The sequence below is a fragment of the Limnohabitans sp. genome (assembly GCF_017848645.1).
Lineage (GTDB): Bacteria > Pseudomonadota > Gammaproteobacteria > Burkholderiales > Burkholderiaceae_C > Limnohabitans_A.
This window is the reverse complement of sequence record NZ_JAFEIF010000007.1, coordinates 95037-116174: the sequence shown is the minus strand read 5'-3', so window position 1 is coordinate 116174 and position 21138 is coordinate 95037. Positions and strand designations below refer to the sequence as shown.

Sequence of the window (21138 nt, the reverse complement as noted above, 5' to 3'; positions counted from 1 at the left end):
GACTCAAGTCGCCTCTCAGCCGCCGATGATGGCGCTCACGCCGCCGTCCACCGCCAGCCATTGGCCCGTGATGTGTTTGCCTGCGTCGGATGCGAATAACACCGCCAAACCCTTGAGGTCTTCGTCGTCACCCAAGCGGCGCAGGGGGGCGGCTTGCGCCATGTTGTCGGCCCCGATGGTGTCCAGCAGGCCTTGGCTCATCTTGCTGGGGAAAAAACCTGGGCAGATCGCATTGACGGTGATGCCGTGCTCGCCCCACTCGCCTGCCAGGGCGCGGGTGAAGTTGATGACCGCACCTTTGGAGGTGTTGTAAGCGATGGTTTTCATCGCGGCAGGGTTGCCCGCCAGGCCCGCGATGGACGCCACGTTCAGAATGCGGCCTTTGCCACGTGGAATGAAGCTTTGTTTGGCCACCTCTTGAGAGAGGATGAAATATCCGCGCACGTTCAGGTTCATGACCTTGTCCCAGGCCGAGACCGGGTGGTCTTCGGCGGGTGCACCCCAGGTCGCACCCGCGTTGTTCACCAGGATGTCGATGGGACCCATGCGCTCCATGGTTTCCGTGGCCAGGCGGCGGATGTCTTCTTCCTTGCCGCAGTCGGCAGCGATCCAGCGGGCATCGATGCCCGCGGCCTGCAACTCGCCAGCGGCTTCTTCCAGGTCGGCCGCTTTGCGTGAGCTGAGCATGATCTTGGCGCCAGCCTCGCCCAGGGCGTGGGCCATTTGCAGGCCCAGGCCGCGCGAGCCACCCGTGACCAGGGCCACTTGCCCGGTCAGGTCAAAAAGTTGTTGAATGCTGCGTGCCATGTTTGCTCCTGTTGTGTAGGTCTTATTCGACGATGAAATCCATGCAGCGGCGCTCTTGCACAACCGCTTTCATGAAGGGTTTGATGGCCAAATGATCGGGGTGATTTTGGTAAGCCGCTAGCACCTGCGCGTCATCGAGCAGCATGTGGAGCACCAAATCATTGGTGCAGTCCATGCCGGGGGTGGCGGTGGCGACTTCGAAGGTGCGGATGCCGGGGACCACTTGAGCGCATGAGAGCAACAGTGTTTTCGCTTTTTGCACATTGCTGGCCTTGTCTGCCCCATCGGCGTGGTCTTTCAAATTCCACATGACGATGTGGCGGATCATCAGAAGGCCTCTTCGGGCAAGTCGGCGCAAGTCGCGTCGCGGCTGCGCACCACATTCAGCCAAGCCCCGATCTTGGGCAGCTCGTAGCGGAAGAAGTAGCGGCAAGCGGCGCGACGGCCCTGCGCGGCAGGACTGTTGTCTTGGGCTGCGCTGCAGGCCACATCGAGCCAGATCCAGGCGATCACGGTGTGGCCAAAGGCCTGCAAATAAGGCACAGCGTTGGCCAGCGCCTGAGCAGGCTGGGCTCCGTCCCAAGCTTGTTGGGTGGCTTGGCCCACTTGCTGAAGCGCATCGCGCAAGGCGGCGGCCTCTGGGCCCCAGCTTGGTTCGGCTTTGGTGGCCGTGGCCAGCATGCGTTCGGCCAGCAGCTGCAGGCCCCGGCCGTTTTCCATCAAGACCTTGCGGCCCAACAGGTCCATGGCCTGGATGCCGTGGGTGCCTTCGTGGATCATGTTCAGGCGGTTGTCGCGCCAGTACTGCTCGACGGGAAAATCACGCGTGTAGCCATAGCCGCCGTGGATCTGGATGGCCAGGCTGTTGGCCTCCAGGCACCATTCGCTGGGGAAGCTCTTGACGATGGGCGTCAGCACCTCCAGCAGCAGGCGCGCCACATCGGCGTCTTCGGCCGTGCCCGTGTGTTGCTCGTCCACCAGACGGGCGCAGTACAGGGCCAAAGCCAGAGCGCCTTCGCTGTAAGCCTTTTGCGCCAGCAACATGCGCTTGATGTCGGCGTGTTCGATGATGCGCACCTGCGGCTGGCTCGCGTCCTTGCCCCCTGCCCCGGTGGGCCTGCCTTGTGGGCGGTTTTTGGCGTAGTCCAGGCTGGCGTAATAACCGGCCATGCCCAGCATGGTGGCGGCCATGCCCACGCCGATGCGGGCCTCGTTCATCATGTGAAACATGCAGCGCAGGCCTTCGCCGGGCTTGCCGACGAGATAACCCACGGCGCCGCTTCCGGCGCCGTCTAAGCCTGCGCCTGTATCGCCTCTCACCGGGTATTTGCCCTCGCCAAAGTTCAGCAGCGTGTTGGTCGTGCCGCGCCAGCCGCATTTGTGGTTCAGGCCGGCCAGCGCCACGTCGTTGCGCTCGCCCGTCAGCTGTCCATTCGTGTCCACCATCTTTTTGGGCACGATGAACAGCGAAATGCCTTTGACGCCCGGCACCAGCTGGCCATTGGCGTCGGGAATTTTGGCCAACACCAAATGGATGATGTTCTCAGACAGCTCGTGCTCGCCCGAAGAAATCCACATCTTGTTGCCCTTGAGGCGGTAGCGAGCGCCCAAAGCGTCGGCCTCAAAGTCTTCGCCATCGGGTGTGGCGCGGGTGGTCACGTCGCTCAGCGACGAACCCGCTTGCGGCTCACTCAGACACATGGTGCCTGAGAAGCGCCCCGAAAATTCATTGGCCGCAAACACCTGCTTTTGCAGATCGGTGCCGTGCACCATGAGCAAATTGGCGTTGCCACTGGTGAGCATGCCCGAGCCGATGCTGACCGAGGCCATGGCAAAAAAGGCGTTGGCTGCGGCTTCGACCGTGTAGGGCAGCTGCATGCCGCCGATCTCGTAGTCTTGCGCAGCGCTGAGCATGCCCGACTCGGCATAGGCCTTGTACGCGTCGTGTGTGGCCCGGGGCAGGATGACTTTTTCGCCATCAAAGTGGGGTTCTTGTGTGTCCACCAGGCGGTTGAAAGGGGCGTATTTTTCCCGCGCAATGCGCTCGCAGGTGTCGAGCACCGCGTCAAAGGTTTCACGCGAGTGATCGGCAAAGCGCTCACGGCTTTGCAGGTTTTCGACCTTCAGCCAGTCGTGCAGCAAAAAATCAACGGTGGGACGCAAACTCATGACACTCATCCAGATCCAGAACATAAAAAAAGGCGGCAGGCACAAGCCAGCCGCCCTTCGCGTTGATCAAGCGTCAACGCGCAAGCGCATCACAGCACTTCAAAAATGCCGCATGCGCCCATGCCGCCGCCGATGCACATGGTCACCGCCACGCGCTTGGCACCACGGCGTTTGCCTTCGATCAGGGCGTGGCCCGTCAGGCGCTGGCCAGACACACCATAGGGGTGGCCCACGGCAATCGCGCCACCGTTCACGTTCAGGCGATCGGCTGGAATGCCCAGCTTGTCGCGGCAATACAGCACCTGCACGGCAAAGGCTTCGTTCAGTTCCCACAGGTCAATGTCTTGCACGGTGAGGCCCAAACGCGCCAGGGCCTTGGGCACGGCATAAACGGGGCCAATGCCCATTTCATCAGGCTCGCAACCGGCCACGGCAAAGCCGAGGAAGCGACCCAGCGGCTTCAAGCCACGTTGCTCGGCCAGTTTTTCGTCCATCAGCACGCAAGCGCCTGCGCCGTCCGAGAACTGGCTGGCATTGCCCGCTGACACCAAACCACCGGGCAGCGCAGAGCGCAGGCCGCTGATGGCTTCCACGGTGGTGCCTTCACGCAGACCTTCGTCCACGCTCACGGTCACTTGTTTGGTGGTCATGCCCATGACCTTGTCGATCACGCCTTGCGTGACGGTGATGGGGGCGATTTCGTCGTTGAACAAACCGGCGGCTTGCGCAGCGCAGGCTTTTTGCTGGCTGGCCGCACCGTAAGCGTCCATCACATCGCGGCCGATCTTGTAGCGCTTGGCCACTTGCTCGGCGGTTTGCAGCATGTTCCAGTAGATCTCGGGCTTCATCTTGGCCAGCGCCAGGTCTTGCAGCATGTGGGTGTTCATCTCTTGCTGCACACAAGAAATGCTTTCCACGCCACCGGCCACATACACCTGGCCTTCGCCCGCGATGATGCGTTGTGCGGCCAGGGCAATGGTTTGCAGGCCGGACGAGCAAAAACGGTTGACCGTCATGCCCGAGACCGAGATCGGCAGACCGGCCTTGAGGGCGATCTGGCGAGCGATGTTGGCACCTGTGGCGCCTTCGGGTGTGGCGCAGCCCATGATCACGTCTTCGACTTCGGCGGCATCAATGCCTGCGCGGGCCACGGCGTGTTGCACGGCGTGGCCACCCAAGGTGGCGCCGTGGGTCATGTTGAAAGCGCCCTTCCAGCTCTTGGCCAGAGGGGTGCGGGCAGTGGATACGATGACAGCATTCGTCATGATGTTGAACCTTTAGTGAATCAGTTGAATGTCTTGCCTTCGGCCACCAAGCGCGCCAGAAGGGGCGCGGGTTGCCAGAATTGGGCGTCGTCGTGCGGGTTCTTGGCAAAGCGCTTCATGGCTTCGGCCACATTGAACAGACCCACCGTGTCGGCGTAGTTCATGGGGCCACCGCGCCAGAACGGGAAGCCGTAGCCGGTGATGTAGACCATGTCGATGTCGCTGGCCTTGCTGGCAATGCCTTCTTCCAGAATGTGCGCCGCCTCGTTGACCAAGGAGTACACCAGGCGCTGCACGATTTCTTCGTCCGAAATCTTGCGGGGCGTGATGCCCATGGCCGCGCGGTGCTTCTCGATCATCTCGACCACCACGGCGCTGGGGATCGCATCGCGCTTGCCAGCTTGGTAGTCGTACCAGCCTGCGCCGGTTTTTTGGCCATAACGGCCCATCTCGCAGAGCAGGTCAGCGGTTTTGCTGTACTTCATGCCCGGCTTTTCCTGGTAGCGGCGCTTGCGGATCGCCCAACCAATGTCGTTGCCAGCCAAGTCGCCCATGCGGAACGGGCCCATGGCGAAGCCGAACTTTTCAACAGCCTTGTCGACCTGCGCGGGAGTGCAGCCTTCTTCAATCAGGAAACCAGCCTGGCGGCTGTACTGCTCGATCATGCGGTTGCCGATGAAACCATCACACACGCCCGAGACCACCGAGGTCTTTTTGATCTTCTTGCCGATGGCCATCACGGTGGCCAGCACGTCTTTACCGGTCTGGGCGCCACGCACCACTTCGAGCAGCTTCATCACGTTGGCCGGGCTGAAGAAGTGCATGCCGATCACGTCTTGTGGACGCTTGGTGAAGCTGGCGATCTTGTTCACATCCAGGGTGGAGGTGTTGGAGGCCAAAATCGCGCCGGGCTTCATCACTTCATCGAGCTTCTTGAAGACGGCTTCTTTCACGCCCATTTCTTCGAACACGGCTTCGATCACCAGGTCGGCCTGGCCGATCTCGTCGTAGCTCAGCGTGGTGGACAACAGCGCCATGCGCTCGTCGTACTTCTCTTGTTTGAGCTTGCCTTTTTTGACCTGGGCTTCGTAGTTTTTGCGGATGGTGGCCACGCCACGGTCCAGGGCTTCTTGCTTCATCTCCAGCATCTTGACGGGGATGCCCGCGTTCAAGAAGTTCATGGAGATGCCGCCGCCCATAGTGCCCGCACCAATGACGGCCACGGACTTGATCTCGCGCTTGGGCGTGTCTTCGGGCACGTCGGCAATTTTGCTGGCGGCGCGGTCGGCCATGAAGATGTGGCGCAAAGCCCGGCTTTCGGGCGTGAGCATCAGGTTCATGAAGATGTCGCGCTCGATGACCATGCCCTCTTCAAACTTCTTCTTGGTGGCGGCTTCAACCGCGTCCACGCACTTGACGGGTGCGGGCAGGTTTTTCGCCATGCCCTTGACCATGTTGCGGGTAAATTGGAAGTAAGCATCACCTTGGGGGTGCTTGCAAGGCAAGTTGCGCACCATGGGCATGGGCGAACCGTCTGCGTGTGCTGCGGCCACTTTGCGGGCCATGGCCAGTGCTTCTTCAGGCAGGCTCTCAGCCGACTGGGCCATGGCATCAAACAGCTTTTGGCCGGGCAACATGGCCAGCATTTCGCTCTTGATGGCTTCGCCGCTGACAATCATGTTGAGCGCGGGCTCGACACCGATCACGCGGGGCAGGCGCTGCGTGCCGCCCGCGCCAGGAATCAGACCCAGCTTGACTTCGGGCAGGGCCACGCTGGTGCCGGGTGATGCGATGCGGTAGTGGCAGCCGAGCGCCAACTCCAGACCGCCGCCCATGACCACCGAGTGGATGGCTGCCACAACGGGCTTGGCCGAATTTTCGCAAGCGCGGATGACGCTGAGCAAATTGGGTTCCTGGATCGCCTTGGGCGAACCAAATTCACGGATGTCTGCACCGCCCGAGAAGGCTTTGCCCGCGCCCGTGATGACGATGGCTTTGACCGATGCGTCGTTGTTGGCCTTCTCCAGACCATCGGTGATGCCGATGCGGGTGGACAGGCCCAAACCGTTGACGGGCGGGTTCATCATCGTGATGACCGCGACATCACCGTGGACTTTGTATTCAGCTGTCATGCTGGACTTCCTTTGCGTGAAAAGTTAAAAAAGAACGACCGTTCGTTTTTGTGCATTGTAGACACAAAAACCGCCCGCAAGGCAAAAATCTTGTCGCAACAGGGACGGTGACATGGACGGTTGGTGAAGGGGCAAGTGGACAGGCCCCAAGTCCGAATCAGACCTCCAGCCATTCCTTGCGGATGTAGGCGTTGGCCCGCAATTCGTCAGGCGTGCCCTGGAAGACGATGGCCCCATGACCCATGACCAGCGCCCTGTCGGAGATGCTCATGGCAATGGTGAGTTTTTGCTCGATCAACAAAACCGAGACCCCTTTGGCTTTGAGGCTGTGCAGGAATTGCCCCACCAGTTCCACAATTTTGGGGGCCAGGCCCTCGGTGGGCTCGTCGATGATGATCAGATCAGGATCGCCCATCAGGGTGCGGCACAGCGTGAGCATTTGCTGCTCTCCGCCAGACAACACGCCAGCTTCGGTGTGCTCGCGCTCTTTGAGGCGGGGGAACATGGCGAACATGTCCTCAAAGGACCAGCGCCCGTTTTGTCCGCTGCGTTTTTGACCCAGTTGCAAGTTTTGGCTCACCGTGAGCTTGGGGAAAATCTCGCGGTTTTCGGGCACATAGCCCAGCCCCAAGTGGGCGATTTCATAGGCCTTTTTGCCCTGGATAGGCTGGCCTTTCCAGTCGATGCGCCCCTCGCACTCCACCAAACCCATGATGGCCTTGGCGGTGGTGGAGCGGCCCGAGCCGTTGCGGCCGAGCAAAGCCACGATCTCGCCCTGCCCCACCTCGAAATTGACGCCATGCAGCACATGGCTTTTGCCGTAAAAGGCATGAAGGTTGTCGATTTGCAGCATCAGTGGCCTCCTGCTTGGCTGTCTGCGACCGGAGAGCCCAGATAAGCCTCCTGCACTTTGGCGTTGGCCCGCACGGCTTCGGGGGTGTCGAAGGCGATGACCTCGCCATACACCACCACCGCGATCTTGTCGGCCAGGCCAAAAACCACGCCCATGTCGTGCTCCACCGTGAGCAGGGTTTTGCCCACGGTGACGTCCTTGATGAGCTGGATGAAACGCGAGGTTTCGCTCTTGCTCATGCCGGCCGTGGGTTCGTCCAGCAAGATCACGTCTGAGCCGCCCGCAATGGTCACGCCGATTTCCAGCGCACGCTGCTCGGCATAGGTCAGGTTGACCGCCAGCACGTCGCGTTTTTTGTCCAGATGGATCATGTCCAGCAGTTCGTCGGTGCGATCGTTGGCGTCTTTCAAGTTGGATAAAAACTTGAAGAAGCTGTACTTGTAGCCGAGGCTCCAGAGCACAGCGCAGCGCAGGTTCTCGAACACACTCAACTTGGGAAAGATGTTGGTGATCTGGAAGCTGCGCGACAGACCCATGCGGTTGATCTCGTAAGGCGTCTTGTTCTGGATGGCCTGGCCACCCAGCAAAATCTCGCCGCTGGTGGGGCCAAAGCGGCCGCTGATCAGGTTGAACAAAGTGGACTTGCCTGCGCCGTTGGGGCCAATCACGGCCACGCGCTCACCGGCTTGCACGGCCAGGTTCACGCCGCGGATGATTTCGGTCTTGCCGAAGTTCTTGCGCACGTCCTGGAGTTCGAGGGCGTAACTCATAAGGCAGCTTCCCTTCGCTTGATTTCTTTTTCGATGTCGGTCTGGATTTCACCCCAATCGCGGGCAAACTGCCTGCGGGCCAGCTCAAACAAGCCCAGGCCGGTGAGCATGACAAAGGCCGAGCCGAACCAGCTGTCCAGGCTCTTGGCGTTGAGCGTGGCGCCCATGAACTTGACGGTGTCACCCAAGGCCGAATTGAGCTGCAAGTGGTAGACCATCTCGATCATGGCCCCGGCGCCCGCCAGCATCACGATGGCTGTGAGGCCCAGTGCCAGGTAACTGGTCCAGATCTGGCGCAGTTTGCCGAACTTGGCCACCCGCAGGTTCATCATGATCAGGCTGGCAATGCCGCCCGGCGCGTACATGACCATGAACAGGAACACCAGCCCCAGGTACAAAAGCCAGGCCTTGGTCAGCTCGGACAGCAGCACAAAGGCGATGATCATCAAGATGGCACCGATGATGGGGCCAAAAAAGAAGGTGGCTCCGCCCAAAAAGGTGAAGAGCAAATAAGCGCCCGAACGCCCGGCCCCGACCACCTCTGCGGTGACGATTTCGAAGTTGAGTGCGCCCAAGCCCCCGGCAATGCCTGCAAAAAAGCCCGCGATGATGAAAGCCATGTAGCGCACGCGCTGCGTGTTGTAGCCGATGAACTCGACGCGCTCGGGGTTGTCGCGCACGGCGTTCAAAATCCGGCCCAGAGGCGTTTGCGTGAAGGCGTACATGAGCGCCACACACACGAAGGTGTAGGCCGCGATCAGGTAATACACCTGGATTTGCGGGCCGTAGGTGATGCCCAAAAATGGCTGACCCGCCACCCGGTTGCCCGAGACGCCCGCCTCACCCCCGAAGAACTCCGAAAACATGAGCGACATGGCGAAAACCAATTCGGCCACGCCCAGCGTGATCATGGCGAAGGGTGTGCCCGATTTGCGGGTGGTGACCCAGCCCAGCAAAATGGCAAAGCCCATGCCCGCCACGCCGCCCACGATGGGCAGCAGGCTGACCGGTATGTTGAGCTTGCCGCCACTCACGGCATTGAGCGCGTGAATGGCCATATAACTGCCCAGCCCGGTGTACACCGCATGGCCAAAGCTGAGCATGCCGCCTTGCCCCAACAAGATGTTGTAGGACAGGCAGGCAATGATGGCGATGCCCATTTGCGCCAACATGGTCACCGACAGGTTGCTGGTAAAGACCAGCGGCGAAGCCAGCAGGACCAGGGCGAACAGGCTCCAGATGACCCAGCGGCCCACGTTGTAAGGTTTGAATTTGTATACAGCAGCCATGTCTTAACCCTCGCGTGTGCCCAGAAGACCCTTGGGCCGGAAGATCAGAATCAGCACCAAAAACAGGTAGGGCAAGATGGGCGCAACCTGCGACAGCGTGAGCTTGGCAAAGGAGTTTTCCTGGGTGGCGGCCGACAGGGCCCAGCCCATGTCCTTGGCCAGCGTCAAGAAGGAGTAGTCAATGGCCACGGCAAAGGTCTGGATCACGCCAATCAGGATGGACGCCAAAAAGGCCCCCGACAGCGAGCCCATGCCACCCACCACCACGACCACGAAGATGACCGAGCCCACGGTGGCGGCCATGGCAGGTTCTGTCACGAAAGTGCTGCCGCCAATCACGCCCGCCAGCCCGGCCAGGCCCGTGCCCGCACCAAACACCAGCATGAACACACGGGGCACGTTGTGGCCGAGAGACTCCACCATTTCGGGGTGAGTCAGCGCGGCCTGAATGACCAAACCGATGCGGGTGCGGGTGAGCAAGAGCCACAAAGACAACAGCATCAGCAGCGCCACCAGCATCATGAAGCCGCGTGTGGCCGGAAACGGCGAGCACACCACGCGAACAGCCGCATCGGCGGCACTGCACATCTCGGCAGGCGCTGCGCCCCAAACCACGCTCAGTCCGTTGACCGAATGGTTGATCAGGGTGAAAGCCGAACTGCGCAAAATCTCGGGCGGCGGAAACTCGACCGCCGTGCGGCCCCACACCAGTTGCACCAACTCCAGCACCACGTAGGACAGGCCAAAGGTGACCAGCAATTCAGGCACATGGCCAAAGGGATGGACTTTGCGCAGCGTCAGGCGCTCAAATAAAGCGCCACAAGCCCCGACCAGCAGCGGTGCAATGACCAGCGCAGGCCAAAAGCCAACCCACTGGGAGATGGTGTAGCCGAAATAAGCGCCCACCATGTAGAAACTGGCGTGCGCAAAATTGAGCACGCCCATCATGCTGAAAATCAGCGTCAGCCCGGAGCTGAGCATGAACAACAACAGCCCGTAACTGAGGCCGTTGAGCATGGAAATGATGAAAAACTCCATCACAAACTTTCCAGACCCTGTGGGGTCTAAAGCATTACCAAAAGTGGGTTGACCATGGCCAACCCGGTCTCAATGGGGCCGAACAGCCCAAAAAAAAGCCCGATGAACCCTCAGGTGATCGGGCCTTGGCCCAGCCGCCAAACCCTGAGCGCCCCAGACGGGACGCTCACAGGTCGGTAGCGGCAGGGGTGTCGCCTCAGCCTGGACGCTTCATCTGGCAGCTGGTGGGCGTGCTGGAGACGTAAGACGGGAATTCCTTGACCGGGGCCAAGGTCATGCCAGTGTTTTCGGGGCTGTAGGGGAACTTCTTGTCAGCCTTTTGCCAGACGGTCATCCACAGCGGCTGCTGCAGCTGGTGGTCGGCTTTGCGGATTTCCACATCACCGTGGTAGCTCTTGAACTTCAGGCCCGACATGGCGGCGGCCACTTTGACCGGATCGGTCGACTTGGCTTTGGCCATGGCTTCACCCAAGGCGCTGTAGATCGAGATCACAGAGCCCGTGTAGAAGTCGTCGTTGAACTTGGTCTTGAACTCGGCCATCCACTTGCCCATGTCGCCACCCATGTTGTAGTGGTTGTACGAGATTTGGTAGACGCGGCCCGCACCGGTTTGGCCCAAGGCCGTGGGCGTGCCTGTGACGCCGGTGTAATAAGTGTAGAACTTGCCATTGAAGCCGCCTTCGTTGGCCGCCTTGACCAGCAAGGCCAGGTCAGAACCCCAGTTGCCGGTGATCACGGTGTCGGCACCGGAGGCCTTGATCTTGGCGATGTAAGGCGCAAAATCGCGCACTTGCGCCAATGGGTGCAGGTCTTCACCCACGATCTTCACACCCGGCATCTTGCGTGCGATGTTTTCCTTGGCGAATTTGACGACCTGGTGGCCATGCGAGTAATTCTGGTTGAGCAGATAGACGTTCTTGATGTCATTCTGGTCCTTCATGAAGGTGGTCATGGCCTCGATCTTCATCGAGGTGTCAGCGTCAAAGCGGAAGTGCCAGAAACTGCACTTGCTGTTGGTGAAGTCCGGGTCCACTGCGGAGTGGTTCAGGAAAATGATTTCCTTGCCGGGGTTGCGCTCGTTGTGCTTGTTCACGGCCTCGATCAGCGCACCGGCCACGGAGGAGCCGTTGCCTTGGGTGATGTAACGCACGCCTTGGTCCATGGCGGCCTTGAGCGCGTTCAGGCTTTCAGCCGGGCTCAACTTGTTGTCGATGCCAATGACCTCGAACTTGACGCCAGCGGGGTTGGTTTTGCTGAACTTTTCGGCAAAAAACTGAAAGCTCTTGAGCTGGTTGCTGCCCACAGGCGCCATCAGGCCAGACAGAGGATCGATCCAGGCGATTTTGACGGTTTCGCCCTTTTGCGCGTAGGCGCCCAGGGAACAAGCGGCCAATGCGGCTGCGGCGATCAAACGGTGGGTGGTTTTCATTCAAGGTCTCCTGCGTTGTGAATCTGAACCATGTCAGCGTAACCGCTGCGGGCGCAAATGCGCTCGGGGTTTGCACCTAAGGCATATCACCCGCGCGACTTGCGCGGGGCACTCTTGGGGTATGTGGGCTTGACCCACATCAAAGGCCCGGCAGCACGTAGTCGGCCAATTGCTCGCGCAAACGGGTTTTGAGCATCTTGCCGGTGCCCCCCAAAGGAATGGCGTCGACAAAGACCACGTCATCCGGGATCTGCCACTTGGCCGTCTTGCCTTCGTAAAAAGCAATGAGCTCTTCACGGCTGACGTCAGAGCCGGGTTTCTTGACCACGCACACGATCGGCCGCTCGTCCCACTTGGGGTGGCGCATGCCGATGCAAGCGGCCATGGCCACGGCCGGGTGGGCCATGGCGATGTTTTCCACATCGATCGAGCTGATCCACTCGCCGCCGGACTTGATCACGTCCTTGCTGCGGTCGGTGATTTGCATGAAACCATCGGCGTCGATCGTGGCCACGTCGCCGGTGGGGAACCAGCCGTCCACCAAGGGGTTGCCGCCTTCTTGTTTGTAATACGAGGCAATGACCCAAGGGCCTTTGACCAGCAGGTCACCCGCCGCCTTGCCGTCGTGCGGCAAGGTTTGGCCTTGCGGGTCCACGATCTTCATGTCGATGCCGAAAATGCAGCGGCCTTGCTTCATGCGCAGCTTCATTTGCGCATCGGCGGGCAAGCTCAGGTGCTTGTTTTTCAGGGTGCATACCGTGCCCAAGGGGCTGAGCTCGGTCATGCCCCAAGCGTGCAGCACATCCACGTTGTAGTTTTGACGGAAGGCGTCGATCATGGCCGGTGGGCAGGCCGAGCCGCCAATGACGGTGCGGTTCAGCGTGCTGAACTTCAGGCCCGCTGGGGCCATGTGGCCCAGGAGCATTTGCCACACGGTGGGCACACCCGCCGCAAAAGTCACGCCTTCGGCTTCGATCAGTTCGTAAACCGATTTGCCGTCGAGCGCGGGGCCTGGAAAGACCAACTTGGCTCCGGCCATGGCCGCGCTGTAAGGGATGCCCCAAGCGTTGACGTGGAACATGGGCACCACGGGCAAGATCGAATCCCGTGCCGAGATGCACATCGAGTCGGGCAAGGCGGCGGCGTAGGCGTGCAGCACGGTGGAGCGGTGGCTGTACAAAGCGCCTTTGGGGTTGCCGGTGGTGCCGCTGGTGTAGCACAGGCTGCAGGCGGTGTTTTCATCGAACTGCGGCCAAGCGTAGGTGCTGGGCTGCTGGCCCATCCACGCCTCGTAGCTCACCAGGTTCGGGATGCCGGTATCGGCGGGCAGTTTGTCCGCGTCGCACAAAGCCACATAGTGCGTGATGGTTTTGCAGTGTTTGTGTACGGCCTGGACCAGCGGCAAAAACGTCATGTCGAAGCACAGCACCTGGTCTTCGGCATGGTTGGCGATCCAGGCCAGCTGCTCGGGGTGCAGGCGCGGGTTCATGGTGTGCAGCACGCGGCCCGAGCCGCTCACACCAAAGTACAGCTCCAGGTGGCGGTACCCGTTCCAGGCCAGGGTCGCGATGCGTGCGCCTTGCGGTACCTGCTGGGCATCGAGTGCGTTGGCCACTTGGCGCGAGCGGCGGGCCACATCGGCCCAGGCGTAACGGTGGATGTCTCCCTCCACGCGGCGCGAGACGATCTCGCTGTCGCCGTGGTGTTTTTCAGCAAAGTCGATCAAAGAAGAAATCAGCAATGATTGCTGTTGCATCAATCCCAGCATGGGGTGGTCTCCTGTCAAGGGGGTTGTTCTTAAACGGATCATTGTGCACCCGCACACCGGCGGGTTCGGGCCTAAAACCCGCCAAACCCAGGGTGCTTGTCAAGGGCGTGACAATCAGCAACTATGTCATCTGCCCCTTTGGAAACCCACGCCAGCTCCCCCCACGACTTGCCCGTGCTGGACTGGACGCACCGCCTGACCCAACTGGGCCCCCGTTTTTTCACCCCCCTGCAGCCCTCGCCCGTGGCAGCGCCGCGTTGGGCCGCCCGCAACGACGCCTTGCGCAACGAACTGGGCTGGCCTGCCGAGCTGTTTGACGACGACCACCTGCAAGCCTTCGCGGGCAATGCGCTCATGGTGGGCTCCCAGCCGCTGGCCACGGTCTACAGCGGCCACCAGTTTGGCCAATGGGCCGGTCAGCTGGGCGATGGGCGGGCCATTTGGCTGGGCGAGGCCCAATCTGCGCAAGGCCCTCAAGAGATTCAGCTCAAAGGCGCGGGCCGCACGCCCTACTCACGCGGCGGCGATGGCCGTGCCGTGCTGCGCTCGAGCATCCGTGAGTATTTGTGCAGCGAAGCCATGCACGGCCTGGGCATCCCCACCACCCGGGCGCTGTGCCTGGTGGCATCGCCCGAACCGGTGCGGCGCGAAACCCTCGAAAGCGCCGCCGTGGTGGCGCGGGTGGCCCCCAGCTTTTTGCGTTTTGGCCACTTCGAGCATTTTTCTGCCCAGGGCGACACCGACAGCCTGCGAACCCTGGCCGACCACGCGATAAACCACCACCTGCCCGAATGCAAGGAGCGCGCCGCGCTGTGGCAGGGCAATGTTTACGCGGCTTTGCTCGACGAGGTTCAGGAGCGCACCGCCCGGCTGCTGGCGCAATGGCAAGCGGTGGGCTTTTGCCACGGCGTGATGAACACCGACAACATGAGCCTCTTGGGCTTGACGATCGACTACGGCCCCTTCCAGTTCATGGACGGCTTTGACCCCGGTCACATTTGCAACCACTCGGACCACCAAGGCCGCTACGCCTATGGCCGCCAACCGAACGTGGCCTATTGGAATTTGTATTGCCTGGCGCAGGCGCTGACCCCCTTGATCGATGACCACGACATGACACTGCAGGTGCTGGAAGGCTACAAGAGCCAGTTTCCGCGCTTTCTCGGCGATGCGATGCGGGCCAAACTGGGCCTGGTCGGCGACTTGGCCCCCGAGTCCGAACGCGAAGCCGACTGGACTTTGGTCGAAGACGTGATGCAGCTCATGGCGGCCGAAAAAGTGGACTTCACCTTGTTTTGGCGGCAACTGAGCCAAGCAGTGGTGCAGCAGTCGCAAGCGACCACGCTGACCGCTGCGGGCTGGAGCACTGTGACCGACTTGGTCCTGGACCGCCCTCGCCTACTGGCTTGGTTGGCTCGGTACACAGCTCGGGCGGGTCAGGCCAATTTTTCGGCCATGGGCGATCAGATGCTGCGCACCAACCCCAAATTTGTGCTGCGCAACCACTTGGCTGAAATGGCCATCCGCCAAGCCCACGCGGGCGACTTCTCGGAAATCGAGACCCTCTACAACTTGTTAAAGTCCCCCTTTGACGAGCACCCGGGCATGCAAGCCTATGCCGAATTGCCGCCCGACTGGGCGGCTCAACTGGAAATCAGCTGTTCATCATGAGCAAAATCACCAAAACCGACCAGGAGTGGCGCGAGGTACTGGCCGCCAAAGGCGCCGAGCCTGTGGCCTACGCCGTCACACGCCAAGCTGCCACCGAGCGACCTTTCACCGGCAAATACGAGGGCCACTGGTCCAGCGGCATTTACCGCTGCATCTGCTGCGACGCGGAGCTGTTCAAGTCGGGCACCAAGTTTGACGCGGGCTGCGGCTGGCCGAGCTTTTACCAAGCGGCCTCCGAAGGGGCCATCGAAGAACGCGTGGATACCAGCCACGGCATGCGCCGGGTGGAAACCGTGTGCGCCCAATGCGGCGCGCATCTGGGCCATGTCTTCGAAGACGGCCCCGCCCCCACCGGCTTGCGCTACTGCATGAACTCCGCTTCGTTAGACTTCGAGCCTTCCTGACCGACCCCGGCTGCGCCCTGCGCGCAGCCTTTTGGCTTTTTCCATGAAACTTCTCCTCGACTTTTTCCCCATCCTGCTGTTTTTTGGTGCCTACAAGATGGCCGACATCTACACCGCCACGGCGGTGCTGATGGGCGCGACCGTGCTGCAAACCGCCATCATTTACAAAATGGACGGCAAGCTGCAGACCATGCACAAGATCACGCTGGTGCTGGTGCTGGGCTTTGGTGCCCTCACCTTGAGCCTGCACGACGAGCGCTTCATAAAGTGGAAGCCCACATTGCTGTACTCGGGCTTGGCCATTGCCCTGGCTGTGGCGCACTGGTTCATGAAAAAGAACTTTTTGCACATGCTGCTGGGCACGCAGCTGCAGCTGCCCCACGCTGTGTGGAACCGCCTGAACCTGTCGTGGATGCTGTACTGTGTTTTCATGGCAGCCATCAACGCCTATGTGGCCCACTACTTCAGCACCGAAGACTGGGTAAACTTCAAGCTTTGGGGCTATGTGTTTCCGCTGGTCTTCATCCTTGGGCAGGGGCTTTACATCTCGCGCTATTTGCCCAAAGACGAAGGTGACCAAAAATGAGCACCGGCACCCTGCCCCTGAGCGCGCAGATTCATGCTCGCCTGACCGAGCGCCTGCAGCCGACTGCGCTGCGCGTGATCGACGAAAGCGCCCAGCACGCGGGCCACGTCGGGGCCAACGACAGCGGGGAAGGCACGCACATGCGGGTGTGCATTGCTTCACCTTTGTTTACTGGCATCGGACGCGTTCAGCGCCATCGCCTTGTGTATGATGCGTTGCAAGATTTCATTGACCAAGGCTTGCATGCCTTGGCCATCGAGCTGATCTGATCTGAACCCGGGCGGTCACCCATCGGTGACAGCCCCTTTTTTTGAACCCTTCATTTCACACCTGACCTTTGGGTCTTTGAGGAAAATACGATGAAAAAGCAAATGCTCAGCGCCGCTTTGGTGGCCTTGCTGGCGTCCCCCGTTTTGGCGCAAAACCTGGCCGTGGTCAACGGCAAGCCCGTTCCTTCTTCGCGCGTCAAGGCGCTGCAGCAGCAAGTCGAGGCTTCTGGCCGTCCGGTCACGCCCGAAGTGCTGGCCCAGATCAAGGAAGAGCTGATCGCCCGCGAAGTGTTCATGCAAGAAGCCCGCAAGCGCGGCTTGGACGCCTCTGACGATTACAAAACCCAGCTGGAGCTGGCACGTCAGACCATCCTGATCCGTCAGTTGTTTGCCGATTTCCAGAAGAAAAATCCGGTCACCGATGCCGACATCAAGGGTGAGTACGACAAGTTCGTTGCGGCCAACGGTGGCAAGGAATACCGCGCTCGCCATATCTTGGTTGAGAAAGAAGATGAGGCCAAGGCCCTGATCGCAGAGATCAAAAAAGGCGGCAGCTTTGAAGAGTTGGCCAAAAAGGCCTCCAAGGACCCAGGTTCTGGCGCCAACGGCGGTGACCTGGATTGGGCCGCAGCAGGCAGCTACGTGCCCGAGTTCTCGGGTGCGATGGTGAAACTGGCCAAGGGCGAGATGACCGATGCGCCTGTCAAGAGCCAGTTTGGCTTCCACATCATCCGCGTGGACGATGTCCGCGATGCCCAGTTGCCCAAGCTCGACGAAGTCAAACCTCAGATTTCTCAGCAGTTGCAGCAGCAAAAACTGGCCAAGTTCCAGGAAGACCTGCGCGCCAAAGCCAAGATCCAGTGATCTGGTCTTTGCACCCCTGAAAAACGCGACTTCGGTCGCGTTTTTTGTTTTCAGATGTCTTGATGTGAAGGACTGGGCTTTTAAAGAGGTCACCTGGGGTGCTGGGGCAAAAGGCTTGGGCGCGGGCTGGGGTTCAGAGGCGCTTCGCTTTGCCACATCACCCCATCCCGCGCCCAAGCCTTTTTCCGGGCGTCTCTGGAGATCGCACCAAAAACAGTCGGAGCCTTCAGCCCCGCCGCTTCAGGGCTCCCCAACTCGATACCAGCAAGCTGGGATAATCCCAGCCCATGCAGCCTCACCACCTCGAACTCCTCGCCCCCGCCCGCACCTTCGACATTGGCATCGAAGCCATCAACCACGGCGCCGACGCGGTCTACATTGGCGGCCCCTCGTTCGGGGCTCGCTCGACGGCCGACAACTCGGTGCAAGACATTGCCAAGCTGGTGCAATACGCGCACCGTTTTCACAGCCGCATTTTTGTCACGCTCAACACCATCTTGCGCGACGACGAGCTCGAAGGGGCCCGCAAACTGGCCTGGCAGCTGTACGACGCGGGTGTGGATGCTCTGATCATCCAGGACATGGGCCTGCTCGAAATCGACATGCCGCCGATTCAGCTGCACGCCAGTACCCAGACCGATATCCGCACGCCTGAGAAAGCCAAGTTCCTGCAAGACGCAGGCCTCAGCCAAATCGTGCTGGCCCGCGAGTTGACGCTGCCGCAAATCGCCGCCATTCGGGACGCGGTGGACACCGAGCGCACGGTGATCGAGTTTTTTGTGCACGGCGCTTTGTGCGTGGCCTACAGCGGCCAGTGTTTCATCAGCCACGCCCACACCGGGCGCAGCGCCAACCGGGGCGACTGCTCACAAGCCTGCCGCTTGCCCTACGAAGTCAAGGACGCGCAAGGCCGCATCGTGGCGCATGACAAGCATGTGCTGAGCATGAAAGACAACAACCAGAGCGAGAACTTGCGCGATCTGGTGGACGCAGGCATTCGCAGTTTCAAGATCGAAGGCCGCTACAAGGACATGGCCTATGTGAAAAACATCACGGCGCATTACCGCAAGCTGTTCGACGAGGTGTTGGCCGAGCGCCCCGAGCTGGCCTCGTCCTCACACGGCCGCAGCACTTTCAGCTTTGAGCCGGACCCGAACCAGAACTTCAACCGCGAGTTCACCGACTACTTTGTGCAAGGCCGCAAGGAAGACATTGGCGCGTTTGACACGCCCAAAAACCCCGGCCAGCCCATTGGTTGGGTCAGCAAGGTCACGGCTGAGCACGTCGAAATCACCACCGACGACCCCGCCACCGAGCTGCACAACGGCGATGGCCTGTGCTACTACGACCTGCAAAAAGAGCTGGTGGGCCTGCAGATCAACCGCGCCGAAGCGGCCAAAGCCAAAGGCGTCTGGCGCTTGTTCCCCAAAGACCCGATGGACGGGTTCAAGGACTTGCGCCAAGGCGTTCAGGTCAACCGCAACCGCGACATGAGCTGGGTGCGCACACTGGACAAAAAATCCGCCGAGCGCCGCATGGGCGTGTGGATGCAGCTGGCCGAAAACCCAAATAGCCATGGTGACGGCCTGCAACTGACACTGACCGACGAAGTGGGCCACAGCGGCTCAGCACATTTGGCCATCGCCTGGCAAGCCCCCAAAGATGCGGCTCAGGCCGAGGACAAACTCAAAGTCGCCTTGGGCAAGCTGGGCGACACCTTGTTCGAGCCGCTGGATGTGCAGCTCTCTCTGCACCGCCCCTGGTTTGTGCCGCCTTCACAGCTCAACGCCTTGCGGAGAGACGCCGTGCAAGCGCTGGAGGCCGCCCGCGCTGAGGGCCTGCACCGCCTGCCGCGCGCTGTGCCCGTGGAGCCGCCTGCGCCCTACCCCGAAGACACCCTGACTTACTTGGCCAACGTGTTCAACCAAAAGGCCCGTGACTTTTATGCCAAGCACGGCGTGAAGGTGATCGCTGCTGCCTACGAGGCGCAAGAAGAGTTGGGAGAAGTCAGCCTGATGATCACCAAACACTGCGTGCGTTTCAGCCTCAGCCTGTGCCCCAAGCAGGCCAAGGGCGTGACGGGCGTGCAAGGCACGGTGAAGGCCGAACCCATGCAGCTGATCAATGGCAAGGAAAAACTCACCCTCCGTTTTGACTGCAAACCTTGCGAAATGCATGTGGTGGGCAAGATCAAGAAATCGGTGTTGAACGCTGTGCCCGAGAGCCCGGTGCAGTTCTACAAAACGCGTCCGGTGGTGGGTCTGCACTGAACAAGCTCAATGCATGCTTGTGTATTCAGAAAATGATCAAATCTACAATCATGTAGATTTTTGAAATTTAGTCGGATAAACCCGTGCAAAATTGACGGTCAAATCCCTCTTGCCCAGGTTCCATGGCCGCCTATTACGTACAAAGTCTGTTCATTTTCTTTGCCATCTTTTCGCTCTTGGGCGGTTTGGTGGCGTCTTTGTACTTTGCACGCCTGGACAGCTCCGCGCGTTACTGGGTGGTTGCAGCGCTGATCGGCGGTGTGATCAACATGGCCACGGTCTTTCGTGAGGACTTGCCCCCCCTTTGGTCCTACAGCATTCCCATCGGATTGGGCGGTGCCAGTTTCGTTTTGATGGGGCTGGGCATTGCCCGCCTGTACAACAAGGGGCCGCAATGGCGCAGCTTGCTCGGACTCGTGGCAGGCACCTTGGTCTTCATTGTGGTCATGGAATGGGCCCGCGTCCATGCGGGGCCCAAAGTCACTTTGCTCTTGTCTGGCGGACTTTTTGGCTTGACCTCGTTGTGGGGGGCCTACTTCGCCCATGTGCACTACCAAAGGTCCAGCAACCAATTTTCCATGCACATGCGCTGGGTCATGGTGAGTCTGGGTCTGTTCCATCTTTTGCGCACACAAGGTGTCATCACGGGCTGGGGCGTGCACACCTTTGGCCAAGAAGCCTGGACCTACGGCATCTGGACTGGGGCGTTCGTGATGGGCATGCTGCGCTACTTCGCCTACGTGGCGATCCGAATTCAGGAACAAGCCGAAGAACGTCTGAAAGTGGTGACCGCCCTGACCCGCGAAGAAGAAGGCCGCCGCTTGGGAACCCGCCTGGCGCACCAGGACCGTCAGCACAGTCTGGGCGTCATGTCGGCTTCTTTTGCACATGAGCTGAACCAACCTTTGGCTACCATCCTCAATTACGCCGAACTCCTGCAAGAGCAGCTGAAAAACGGCAACTTGGAGCGCCAAACCAGCCAGCGCGTGCTGGACGACATCATCACCAACAGCGTGCGAGCGGGCGACATCATCCGTCGCATCCGCAATTTCATTCAGCCTGCAGCATTAAAAAAAGAACTGGTCGACCTGCGTGGGGTGATCAACGAGGTCTGCGCCCTGGTCGAGCCCGAAGCCCGCCGGGCCAACATTGACATCGTCAAACCCGCCCTGACCAGCACACCGCTTTGGGTGCTGGGAGACCCGGTACAACTGTCTCAGGTCCTGTTCAATGTGGTGCGCAACGCCATGGAGTCGGTTGCGAAGGTTCAGACCCGCCGCATTCGCCTGGACATCCGGCAGGAACACCGCGATATCTGGCTGGAGGTTCACGACACAGGACCAGGCTTGTCAGAGGTGGCGGCGGAACAAGCCGGAGACCCTTTCTACACCACCAAGATTTCTGGCCTGGGCATGGGTCTGTCGATCTCCAAAACCATCCTCGCGCAGTTTGGCGGGCGCTTGTCGCTGCAAAACACCGACAGTGGTGCATGCGCGCGGATTGCCCTGCCTTTTGCCGAGGTCACATAAAAGCCGGCCCCTTGCCAACGGCAGT

The 21138-nt window shown here is 60.4% G+C and carries 18 protein-coding genes; 7 read left to right on the top strand and 11 right to left on the bottom strand.

The genetic code is table 11. From position 1 onward, the window contains the following. Window positions 1-15 precede the first annotated feature (15 nt). The 11 genes from QZ190_RS02525 to QZ190_RS02475 all read right to left on the bottom strand — a co-directional run bounded on the left by QZ190_RS02525 (window position 16) and on the right by QZ190_RS02475 (window position 13520). The gene (locus QZ190_RS02525; protein WP_291913122.1) at window positions 16-807 is read right to left on the bottom strand and encodes an SDR family oxidoreductase; all 792 of its coding nucleotides are present in this window, start codon (window positions 805-807) and stop codon (window positions 16-18) included. Between the two features lie 22 nt (window positions 808-829). Beyond that, window positions 830-1135, bottom strand: a complete 306-nt coding sequence (locus tag QZ190_RS02520) for a Dabb family protein (protein ID WP_291913119.1) — start codon at window positions 1133-1135, stop codon at window positions 830-832. After that, window positions 1135-2976, bottom strand: a complete 1842-nt coding sequence (locus QZ190_RS02515) for an acyl-CoA dehydrogenase (RefSeq protein WP_291913118.1) — start codon at window positions 2974-2976, stop codon at window positions 1135-1137. Before QZ190_RS02515 ends, QZ190_RS02520 begins: the two co-directional genes overlap by 1 nt. Window positions 2977-3065: 89 nt before the next feature. After that, window positions 3066-4241 carry an acetyl-CoA C-acyltransferase gene (locus tag QZ190_RS02510; protein ID WP_291913116.1) on the bottom strand — a complete coding sequence of 392 codons (1176 nt, stop codon included), beginning with the start codon at window positions 4239-4241 and terminating at the stop codon, window positions 3066-3068. 20 nt (window positions 4242-4261) lie between these two features. Further along, window positions 4262-6373 carry a 3-hydroxyacyl-CoA dehydrogenase NAD-binding domain-containing protein gene (locus QZ190_RS02505; RefSeq protein ID WP_090139080.1) on the bottom strand — a complete coding sequence of 704 codons (2112 nt, stop codon included), beginning with the start codon at window positions 6371-6373 and terminating at the stop codon, window positions 4262-4264. 157 nt (window positions 6374-6530) lie between these two features. After that, the gene (locus QZ190_RS02500; protein WP_291913113.1) at window positions 6531-7226 is read right to left on the bottom strand and encodes an ABC transporter ATP-binding protein; all 696 of its coding nucleotides are present in this window, start codon (window positions 7224-7226) and stop codon (window positions 6531-6533) included. Beyond that, window positions 7226-7996 (bottom strand): ABC transporter ATP-binding protein, encoded by a 771-nt coding sequence (locus QZ190_RS02495; protein ID WP_090139084.1) that lies wholly within the window; start codon window positions 7994-7996, stop codon window positions 7226-7228. Before QZ190_RS02495 ends, QZ190_RS02500 begins: the two co-directional genes overlap by 1 nt. Continuing rightward, window positions 7993-9285 carry a branched-chain amino acid ABC transporter permease gene (locus tag QZ190_RS02490; RefSeq protein ID WP_291913109.1) on the bottom strand — a complete coding sequence of 431 codons (1293 nt, stop codon included), beginning with the start codon at window positions 9283-9285 and terminating at the stop codon, window positions 7993-7995. The genes QZ190_RS02495 and QZ190_RS02490 overlap by 4 nt, the downstream gene beginning before the upstream one ends. A gap of 3 nt (window positions 9286-9288) precedes the next feature. After that, a complete protein-coding gene (locus tag QZ190_RS02485; protein WP_291913107.1) occupies window positions 9289-10323 on the bottom strand; it encodes a branched-chain amino acid ABC transporter permease in 1035 nt (344 codons plus the stop codon). A gap of 196 nt (window positions 10324-10519) precedes the next feature. Beyond that, window positions 10520-11752: a branched-chain amino acid ABC transporter substrate-binding protein gene (locus tag QZ190_RS02480; protein WP_291913105.1), complete on the bottom strand. Its 1233-nt coding sequence runs from the start codon at window positions 11750-11752 to the stop codon at window positions 10520-10522. 139 nt (window positions 11753-11891) lie between these two features. Then, the gene (locus QZ190_RS02475) at window positions 11892-13520 is read right to left on the bottom strand and encodes a 3-(methylthio)propionyl-CoA ligase (protein WP_291913104.1); all 1629 of its coding nucleotides are present in this window, start codon (window positions 13518-13520) and stop codon (window positions 11892-11894) included. Between the two features lie 123 nt (window positions 13521-13643). Between QZ190_RS02475 and QZ190_RS02470 the strand changes: the two genes are divergently transcribed. The 7 genes from QZ190_RS02470 (at window position 13644) to QZ190_RS02440 (ending at window position 21113) form a co-directional block, all read left to right on the top strand. Next, window positions 13644-15191 carry a YdiU family protein gene (locus QZ190_RS02470; protein WP_291913102.1) on the top strand — a complete coding sequence of 516 codons (1548 nt, stop codon included), beginning with the start codon at window positions 13644-13646 and terminating at the stop codon, window positions 15189-15191. Then, the gene (gene msrB, locus QZ190_RS02465) at window positions 15185-15595 is read left to right on the top strand and encodes a peptide-methionine (R)-S-oxide reductase MsrB (RefSeq protein ID WP_291913237.1); all 411 of its coding nucleotides are present in this window, start codon (window positions 15185-15187) and stop codon (window positions 15593-15595) included. Before QZ190_RS02470 ends, msrB begins: the two co-directional genes overlap by 7 nt. Before the next feature lie 43 nt (window positions 15596-15638). Continuing rightward, on the top strand, window positions 15639-16181 hold the full coding sequence (locus tag QZ190_RS02460; RefSeq protein ID WP_291913100.1) for a septation protein A: 543 nt from the start codon (window positions 15639-15641) through the stop codon (window positions 16179-16181). Beyond that, window positions 16178-16450, top strand: coding sequence for a BolA family transcriptional regulator (locus tag QZ190_RS02455; RefSeq protein ID WP_291913099.1), 273 nt, complete (start codon window positions 16178-16180; stop codon window positions 16448-16450). Before QZ190_RS02460 ends, QZ190_RS02455 begins: the two co-directional genes overlap by 4 nt. A 90-nt stretch (window positions 16451-16540) precedes the next feature. Further along, on the top strand, window positions 16541-17314 hold the full coding sequence (locus QZ190_RS02450; protein WP_291913097.1) for a peptidylprolyl isomerase: 774 nt from the start codon (window positions 16541-16543) through the stop codon (window positions 17312-17314). Between the two features lie 287 nt (window positions 17315-17601). Continuing rightward, complete coding sequence (locus tag QZ190_RS02445) at window positions 17602-19584, top strand: U32 family peptidase (protein WP_291913095.1); 1983 nt, start codon at window positions 17602-17604, stop codon at window positions 19582-19584. A gap of 122 nt (window positions 19585-19706) precedes the next feature. Then, a complete protein-coding gene (locus tag QZ190_RS02440) occupies window positions 19707-21113 on the top strand; it encodes an ATP-binding protein (protein ID WP_291913093.1) in 1407 nt (468 codons plus the stop codon). Window positions 21114-21138: the final 25 nt, after the last annotated feature.

What these genes read in the sequence shown, in the direction of transcription:
- QZ190_RS02450 (WP_291913097.1), top strand. Translation starts at nt 16,541, where the DNA reads ATGAAAAAGCAAATGCTCAGCGCCGCTTTGGTGGCCTTGCTGGCGTCC.
- QZ190_RS02525 (WP_291913122.1), bottom strand. Translation starts at nt 807, where the DNA reads ATGGCACGCAGCATTCAACAACTTTTTGACCTGACCGGGCAAGTGGCC.
- QZ190_RS02460 (WP_291913100.1), top strand. Translation starts at nt 15,639, where the DNA reads ATGAAACTTCTCCTCGACTTTTTCCCCATCCTGCTGTTTTTTGGTGCC.
- QZ190_RS02440 (WP_291913093.1), top strand. Translation starts at nt 19,707, where the DNA reads ATGGCCGCCTATTACGTACAAAGTCTGTTCATTTTCTTTGCCATCTTT.
- QZ190_RS02495 (WP_090139084.1), bottom strand. Translation starts at nt 7,996, where the DNA reads ATGAGTTACGCCCTCGAACTCCAGGACGTGCGCAAGAACTTCGGCAAG.
- QZ190_RS02485 (WP_291913107.1), bottom strand. Translation starts at nt 10,323, where the DNA reads ATGGAGTTTTTCATCATTTCCATGCTCAACGGCCTCAGTTACGGGCTG.
- QZ190_RS02520 (WP_291913119.1), bottom strand. Translation starts at nt 1,135, where the DNA reads ATGATCCGCCACATCGTCATGTGGAATTTGAAAGACCACGCCGATGGG.
- QZ190_RS02475 (WP_291913104.1), bottom strand. Translation starts at nt 13,520, where the DNA reads ATGCTGGGATTGATGCAACAGCAATCATTGCTGATTTCTTCTTTGATC.
- QZ190_RS02510 (WP_291913116.1), bottom strand. Translation starts at nt 4,241, where the DNA reads ATGACGAATGCTGTCATCGTATCCACTGCCCGCACCCCTCTGGCCAAG.
- QZ190_RS02515 (WP_291913118.1), bottom strand. Translation starts at nt 2,976, where the DNA reads ATGAGTTTGCGTCCCACCGTTGATTTTTTGCTGCACGACTGGCTGAAG.
- QZ190_RS02490 (WP_291913109.1), bottom strand. Translation starts at nt 9,285, where the DNA reads ATGGCTGCTGTATACAAATTCAAACCTTACAACGTGGGCCGCTGGGTC.
- QZ190_RS02500 (WP_291913113.1), bottom strand. Translation starts at nt 7,226, where the DNA reads ATGCTGCAAATCGACAACCTTCATGCCTTTTACGGCAAAAGCCATGTG.
- QZ190_RS02455 (WP_291913099.1), top strand. Translation starts at nt 16,178, where the DNA reads ATGAGCACCGGCACCCTGCCCCTGAGCGCGCAGATTCATGCTCGCCTG.
- QZ190_RS02480 (WP_291913105.1), bottom strand. Translation starts at nt 11,752, where the DNA reads ATGAAAACCACCCACCGTTTGATCGCCGCAGCCGCATTGGCCGCTTGT.
- QZ190_RS02505 (WP_090139080.1), bottom strand. Translation starts at nt 6,373, where the DNA reads ATGACAGCTGAATACAAAGTCCACGGTGATGTCGCGGTCATCACGATG.
- QZ190_RS02470 (WP_291913102.1), top strand. Translation starts at nt 13,644, where the DNA reads ATGTCATCTGCCCCTTTGGAAACCCACGCCAGCTCCCCCCACGACTTG.
- QZ190_RS02445 (WP_291913095.1), top strand. Translation starts at nt 17,602, where the DNA reads ATGCAGCCTCACCACCTCGAACTCCTCGCCCCCGCCCGCACCTTCGAC.